The organism is Nocardiopsis trehalosi NBRC 14201 (assembly GCF_001552555.1).
Lineage (GTDB): Bacteria > Actinomycetota > Actinomycetes > Streptosporangiales > Streptosporangiaceae > Nocardiopsis_B > Nocardiopsis_B trehalosi.
Map to the genome: position 1 here is coordinate 1 of NZ_BCRK01000243.1, position 7512 is coordinate 7512.

General features: G+C 75.7%; 3 protein-coding genes, 1 pseudogene and 1 riboswitch. All 4 genes and pseudogenes read right to left on the bottom strand.

Annotated features, from left to right (window positions below; all coding sequences use genetic code 11):
• Window positions 1–55 precede the first annotated feature (55 nt).
• Window positions 56–2581 carry a ribonucleoside-diphosphate reductase subunit alpha gene (locus NT8_RS26025; protein ID WP_067975111.1) on the bottom strand — a complete coding sequence of 842 codons (2526 nt, stop codon included), beginning with the start codon at window positions 2579–2581 and terminating at the stop codon, window positions 56–58.
• Window positions 2582–2722: 141 nt separating this feature from the next.
• Window positions 2723–2931, bottom strand: a riboswitch (cobalamin riboswitch).
• Between the two features lie 192 nt (window positions 2932–3123).
• Window positions 3124–3678 carry a hypothetical protein gene (locus tag NT8_RS26030; protein WP_245646339.1) on the bottom strand — a complete coding sequence of 185 codons (555 nt, stop codon included), beginning with the start codon at window positions 3676–3678 and terminating at the stop codon, window positions 3124–3126.
• Between the two features lie 43 nt (window positions 3679–3721).
• Window positions 3722–5407, bottom strand: coding sequence for an NYN domain-containing protein (locus NT8_RS26035; protein ID WP_067975116.1), 1686 nt, complete (start codon window positions 5405–5407; stop codon window positions 3722–3724).
• Between the two features lie 338 nt (window positions 5408–5745).
• Window positions 5746–7512: pseudogene (locus NT8_RS30120) on the bottom strand (sigma-70 family RNA polymerase sigma factor); the annotation flags it as partial.

Below are 7512 nucleotides of genomic sequence, written 5' to 3' on the forward strand. Positions count from 1 at the left end.
GGGCGGGCGGCCGCGCTGGAGGCCGCCCGCCCCGGCGGAGGGGGCGGGGCGGCCGCTACTGGCACGCCTCGCAGTCGGGGTCGTCGATGGAGCACATCGACGCGGCGTCCGGGTCGATCTCCGGCGCGGTGCCGGCGGCCGCGTCCGGCCGGTCGGCCGGGACCGGGGTCGGAGCGGGGGCCGGAGCCGGGGACGCGGCCGGGGCCGTCGACACCGCCGACACCGCGTTGAGCCGGCCGTCGGTGCCGCGCAGGGTGCTCTTCTCGACGTGGGTCGCGCTCTGCGACCGCAGGTAGTAGGTGGTCTTCAGCCCCGCGCGCCACGCCCGCCGGTACAGCTCGTCGAGCTTGCGGCCGCTGGGCGCCGCCATGTACAGGTTCAGCGACTGCGCCTGGTCGATCCACTTCTGCCGCCGCGCGCCCGCGTCGACCAGCCACGCCGGGTCGATCTCGAACGCGGTCGCGTACAGCTCCTTCAGGTCGTCGGGCACCCGGTCGACGGCGCCCAGGCTGCCGTCGTGCAGCTTGAGGGTGGCCACCATGTCGTCGTCCCACAGGCCGCGGTCCTTGAGGTCGCGCACCAGGTAGGGGTTGACCACGGTGAAGTCGCCGGACATGTTCGACTTCACGTACAGGTTGCGGTAGATCGGCTCGATCGACTGGCCCACGCCGGTGATGTTGGCGATGGTGGCGGTCGGCGCGATGGCCATGACGTTGGAGTTGCGCATGCCCACGGTGCGGACCCGCTCGCGCAGCCCCGACCAGTCGAGCCGGGCCGAGAAGTCCGCGTCGAGGTCGCCGCCGCGGGCGTCGGCGAGTGTCCGCAGCGAGTCGATCGGCAGCACGCCCCGGCTCCACAGCGAGCCCTCGAACGACGCGTAGGCGCCCCGCTCGGCGGCGAGGTCGACGGACGCCTCGATGGCGGCGTAGGAGATCTGCTCCATGCTCTCGTCGGCGAAGTCCACGGCCGCCGCGGACGCCATGGGCAGCCGCAGCCGGAACAGCGCGTCCTGGAACCCCATGAGGCCGAGGCCGACCGGGCGGTGCCGCATGTTGGCCCGCTCCGCCTCGGGGATCGTGTAGTAGTTCACGTCGATGACGTTGTCCAGCATGCGCACGGCCGTGCGGACCGTGCGGCGCAGCCGCTCGACGTCCAGGCCGTCGGCGGTGGTGTGCCGGGCCAGGTTGACCGAGCCCAGGTTGCAGACCGCGACCTCGTCGGCGCTGGTGTTCAGCGTGATCTCGGTGCACAGGTTGGAGGAGTGCACCACGCCCACGTGCTGCTGCGGCGACCGCAGGTTGCACGGGTCCTTGAAGGTGATCCACGGGTGGCCGGTCTCGAACAGCATGGTGAGCATGCGCCGCCACAGGTCGACGGCCCGCACCCGCCGCCACACGCGGATCTCGCCGGCCTCGGCGGCGCGCTCGTAGGCGGTGTAGGCGGCGGCGAACTCGGCGCCGTAGAGGTCGTGCAGGTCGGGGACCTCGTCGGGGGAGAACAGGGTCCACTCGCCGCCGGCCTCGACCCGCTGCAGGAACAGGTCGGGCACCCAGTTGGCGGTGTTCATGTCGTGGGTGCGCCGCCGGTCGTCACCGGTGTTCTTGCGCAGGTCGAGGAACTCCTCGATGTCGATGTGCCAGGTCTCCAGGTACGCGCACACCGCGCCCTTGCGCTTGCCGCCCTGGTTGACGGCGACGGCGGTGTCGTTGGCGATCTTGAGGAAGGGCACGACGCCCTGGCTCTGCCCGTTGGTGCCCTTGATGTGGGCGCCGATGCCGCGGACCGGGGTCCAGTCGTTGCCGAGGCCGCCGGAGTACTTGGACAGCAGCGCGTTGTTGCTGATCCCGTGGAAGATCGACTGGAGGTCGTCGCCGACGGTGGTCAGGAAGCACGAGGACAGCTGGGCGCGCCGGGTGCCGGAGTTGAACAGGGTCGGCGTCGAGCACATGAAGTCGAACGACGACAGCAGCTCGTAGAACTCGATCGCGCGCGCCTCGCGGTCGTCCTCGCGCAGCGCCAGGCCCATGGCCACCCGCATGAAGAACGCCTGCGGCAGCTCGTAGCGGACACCGCCGCTGTGCAGGAAGTACCGGTCGTAGAGGGTCTGGAAGCCGAGGAAGGTGAAGTCGAGGTCGCGCTCGGGCCGCAGGGCGGCGCCGAGCCGGGCGAGGTCGAACGTCGCCAGCTCCGGGTCGAGCTGCTCCAGCTCGATGCCCCGCCGCACGTAGGCGGCCAGGTAGGCGGGGTAGCGCGCGGCCATCTGCGCCTGGTCGGCCTCGTCGGGGGCGCCGCCGAGGAAGGTCAGGGCCTCGCGGCGCAGGGTGTCGAGCAGCAGCCGGGCGGCGAGGTGGGAGTAGTCGGGGTCGGCCTCCACGAAGGTGCGCGCGGCCATGACCATCGCCAGCTCCAGCTCCTGCGGCCGGATGCCGGGGTAGACGCTGCGGCGGGTCTCCGCGAGGACCGCGTCGGCCGACACGCCGGCGAGCCCCGCGCACGCCTCCCGGATCACCGCGGCGACGCGCTCCATGGGGTCGGCCGGAGGGGCCGCGACGGGTGCCGCGGGCTCGGTGTCGATGGTCATGCGTGGCTCCAACCAGGTAGACGACAGCCGGTGGGGCGCCGGGTGGAGCACGCGCGCGGGACCGCCGCGCCGAAACGACGGCGGCGGGATGCCTGCGCCGCGGAGGCCCGCCCTCGAAGCCCCGGATGCGGTGCGCGCCGCGAGGCGCGCACACCGGTGGCAGGTCTTCGGACTCGCGGGCTCCGGACCGTCGTGGTCCCCCCTAGTGGCCGTCGCTTCCCGGGCCCGCAGGGCCCAGTGCTCGTTGACGGCGGTCGTTCCCGCTCACCGCTGCGGGGCAGTCCCGGAATCGCACCGGGTTCCCTCTTGCCTCACCGGTCCCCCGGTGAACCACCAGCGCGAGCGATACTACATCTTGTGGCAGTGGTTGGAGAACACCGCAATATAAGCGCGTGTCACGGTATTTCGAGGTGACAGGCCCGGCGCCGGTGTGGTACGCGCGGGCGCGGCCGCGGCGGGCGCCCGGCGGCCCGGCCGGGGCGCCGGCACGCAGGCGGCGGACGCCCGGCGGCCCGCCGGTGCCCGGGGGCGCCGCAGCGGCGCTACCCGTCGATCATGCGGTCCAGGGCGTCCTCGTCCAGGCCGAGGTCGACCCGGATGCGGTAGCGGGCGCGGAGCAGCTCCAGCAGGAGGTCGTGGACGTAGGGCGACACGTCCTGGTGCCGGAACCGCTCGACGCCGAGCGTGGCCCAGGTGTGGGCGCCCCGCAGGTCGCCGTGCGCCTGGAGGGTCTCGGCGATGTGGATGTAGGTGGGCAGGTTGCGCGGGCCCTCGGAGCGCAGCCGTTCGAGCTGGCCGTAGGCGGCGTCGAGCAGGTCGAGTTCGAACAGGGCGCCCGCCTGGAGCGCACGCGCGTCGATGATCGTGGTGCCGCCGTCGTCGATCGCCCGCTGGTAGGCGGCCGAGGCGCGCTCGAACTCCTGCGCCATCTCCCACTGCTCGCCCGCCCGGACGAACAGTTCGGCGCGGGAGATCTCGCTGTCGGCGTCGACCCGGTTGGCCAGGCCGAGGAGTTCCAGGGCGACCTCGACGTGGTCGCCGGACTGCACGGCGCGGAACTCCAACCGGTCGAGGTCGGCCGTCGTCACGCGGGTCACGGGTGCCCTCCCTAGGTCCTCTTCGCGCCGCGTCATCGGCGACTCATCCCCGGGCGCGTTCGAGCGCGGTCCAGAAGCCCTGCCGCAGGGCGTCGCGGACGTCGTCGCGCAGCAGGAAGTCGATCGGCAGCGCCGACCCCTGGAGCAGCCGCGCCTCCAGGTCGGACGGCATGCGCGGTCGGCGCACGAGGACCGCCTCCAGCCAGAGGGCGGGCGCGTCGCGCGCGATGGACTCCGCGAAGTCGTTCCCCTCCTGGCGCGCGACATTCACCGCGTCCTCGACCGAGCGCGCCGACGACGAACCGGGGGGCACGTAGCCGACGGTGGGGGTGGGGTTGGTGTAGGGCCCGTGGTGGAGCCGGTGGTCGGGGCGGGGGCCAGTGGCGGTCCCGGAGTCCGCGGGGGATCCGGAGCCGCCGCCGATGCGGGAATCAGTTCCCGTACTGGCCCCAAAAGTAGGGTTTGGTCCGGTGTTACCTCCGAACCCGGGGTTCTCCCCCGTCGAGGACCCGTAGCGGGGGTCCGGTGCCGGAGGAGGTGGCGGCGTGTTGCGCGATGGTGGGGCCTCGCGCTCGTACTGGCCGCCCAGAACGGGGTCGCGGTGCGCGCCGCCCTGCGGGTGGCCCGGCGGCTGGTGCCCCGGTGGCGGCTGCTGCGGCGGGCGCCCCTGGGGCGGCGCCCCGTAGCCCCCCTGGCCGCCGCGCATGCTCGGGTGGGCGCCCGTGGACGGCATCCCGTAGCCGCCGTTGGCGGGCGGGTTGCCGGCCATGCTCGGATGCGCCCCGGTCGGCGGGTTGCCCGCCATGCTCGCGTGCGCGCCCGTGGGCGGCGACGCGGCCGGCGGCGCGTGCCCGCCCGAGGGGAACCCGTTGACGTCGATGGGGCCCGAGGTGGCGGGCCGGGACGCGTCGACCCCGCCGCCCTGGGGGGCGAGGTGGTCGCCGCCGCGCTGCTGCGCGAGGCTCTGCCGCATGGCGCGGAGCTGGTCCATGGCGCTGCCGGTCATGGCGGGCTGGGCGCCCGTGCCGGCGAACATCGCCTCGAGGCCGCCGCCCTGCGGGGCGGCGGGTTCGACCCGCGAGGCCCCGGCGTGCGCGGCGACCGGCTGGCGGGTGACGTCGGGCGCGGAGCGCGCCCGGCCGTTGCTCAGCGGCGTGGTGGTCTCGTTGGCCTCCTCGGCGCCGCTGCCGACCCCCGACAGCAGGTTGACGTAGGGGCGCAGGTGGCCGGCGCCGATCTCGATGAGGTCGTCGCACTCGCGGCGCAGCGCCCGCGAGATGGTCCAGTTGCCCTCGACCGAGATGTGCACGACGGTGACGCGGACCCCGAGGTCCTGCACGTCCGACACGACCTGGGCCATGTCCTCGTCGCCGCTCACCAGCACCGCCTCGCACAGCACGCCGGTGCGCGCGAGCGTGGTCAGGTCCCGTTGGACATAGCTCTCGACGCCCTCCCGTCTGCCCGGACGGATGCGAGCGGCTCGGACCTTGACGCCGGGGATGTCCGCGATGCCGTCCTGCTCCTGGGTGCGGCGGCCGTCGGCCGTCGCCTCGTACCAGTAGCACCGCAGCAGCGGGAGCCCCGTGCGGTCGCGGGCGACCTCGTTGAGGAGTTGCACGAGGCCCGCGTAGTCCCATGACACGGAATCGCGGTTGCGGGTTCCGTGCACAGCCATCGCACCGTCGGCGAGGAGGTAGCCGGCGTCAACGAACAGCGCGCAGCGATCCACGCGACACCGCCCCTTCCCATTCTCCGGTCGCCCGGGTGCGGTCTCCGCACCGGGGCGTTCCAGCGATCGGCACTCGGCCAGATAGACAGGCCGCGCCACAGCCTAACCAAGTCTGTGGGGGTTTGCGTGCCGGTCCGGATACCGAGGGTGTACGGGCGACTACGCAAGGGTGTCGACGAGTGTCCGGAAACCCGCTCCCCTGGGGCGATCCCTTATCACGGGGACCGTCCGGAATCCGGCTGTTTCCCCATCCGGCCGCCGGTTCGGGGCCCGCTCGGCGCCCCCGGCCGCGCGGCGGGGCCCCGGGCGGCCGGGCCGGGGCGGCCGGGGCCGGCGGCTCAGGTCCGCATCGGCGCGGTCACCGCGACCACCCCCGCGAGGTAGGCGTCGGGGCCCGACACCAGCCGCAGCTCCGGTTCGGGCGGCAGCACGGCCGAGAACCGCACGACGTCGGTGCCGAAGGCCATGGGGTCGCCCTGGGCGCCGCGCGCCGACCCGGCGAACGCGTTGGCGGGGTCGCGTTCGCCGGCCCCGGGGGTGAGCGGGGCGCCGTTGAGCAGCACCCGGTCGCCCGTGAGGTCGGCGTCGCCCTCCCAGGCCACGGTGTCGACGGTGGCGGGGACCGCGGCGGGCAGCAGCCCGGCCAGGGGCAGCCGCACGCCGCCGGGGTCGTCGAAGACGGCCGCCGCCGTGTCGAGCACCATGGCCTGGTGGTACCCGGCGGCCGGGTCCTCCACGACGACGACCAGGCTCCACCCGGCGTAGGCACCCGCGCCGGTCGCGGCCGGGATGTCGGCGACCCACCACGACCCCGGACCGTGCTCGCGCACCAGGCCGGTGACGTCGGCGAACGCCTGGTAGGCGGGGCGCCCCGGCAGGTCGGCGACGGCGACCTCGTCGGCGGCCACCCGGGTGTAGGCGTCGGCGCCGGGGCCGCGCACCCGGGCCGACGCGCCGTCGGGCGCCCCGACGGCGGAGAAGTAGAGCCCGGCCCAGCGGACGGTGGCGCCCTCGGGCAGGGTCCACGCCGCGGCGCTCGACATGGCGGTGGCGGGGTCGTCGTCGTGGTCGGCGGGCGCCATGGGCCAGAGGTCGTTGTCGCGGTGGCCGCCGTCGCGCTGGCGGGCGCGGGCGCATCCGTCGGCGTGGGCGGGCGCGGCCTCGGGGGTGGGCGCCGCCTCGTCGGGCGCGGGGCCGGGGGGCGGGGGCGGTGTGCTCGGGGCCGGGCCGGGGGCCGCCGTGGGGCCGCCGGGCGGCCGCTGGTCGTCGGCGGGTTCCGGTCCGGTCTCCGCCCCGGGTTCCGGTCGGTCCGTGACGGGGGTGCCGGTGTCCTCGGGGTCCGCCGGGGCCGGTCCCTCGGGCGGAACGGGGCCGCCGGGGCGGCCGGGACCGTCCGGGGGGTCCGGGGGCTCCGGATGGTCCGGGTGGTCGGAGCCGTCCCAGTGGTCCGGGTGCCACGGCAGGTCCGCCGGCCCCTCGGGCGGGCGCGCCCACCAGGGGACGTCGTCGTCCGGTTCGGGCGGGACGCAGGTGAGCAGGGCGTTGCCGGCGGTGGTGGTGGCCACCGGCCCGGCGGTGGCGTAGCGGGCGGGGGTCCCGCCGGGGTCGACCCCGTGGGTGCCGGTGGCCGTGGCGGCGGTGCCGCCGGAGGCGACGGCGACCTCGGGCGGGACGCCCGCCTCGGCGTCGCCCGCGACGGCGACGCCGAGGTACTCGTCGGCGCGGCCGCCCGCGTCCAGGCCGGGCAGCACGCAGCGGGCGCCGTCGGCGGCGGCCGCGCAGCTCCACCCGGAGCCGCCGGGGGTGGCCGGGGCCGCGCTGCCGGCCCGCCCTGCGGCGTCGAGGACCACCCCGCGCGGCAGGGTGACGTCGGCCACGACGTCACCGTCGACCGGGTCGCCCCCGTTGGCGACGGTGAGCACGACGATGCCCGGCCGCCCGGGGACGAGGGCGCCGACGGGGTCGATGGCCGCGGTCAGCGCGGGCGTGCCGGGCGCGGCGGGCGCGGGGGACGGTGCGGGCCGACCGGGTTCCGGCGCGGCCGCGGGCCGCTCGGGCGGCGGCGCGGGCCGGGGGCCGGGCGGGCGGGGGTCGGGGGCGCCGGG

What these genes read in the sequence shown, in the direction of transcription:
- NT8_RS26025 (WP_067975111.1), bottom strand. Translation starts at nt 2,581, where the DNA reads ATGACCATCGACACCGAGCCCGCGGCACCCGTCGCGGCCCCTCCGGCC.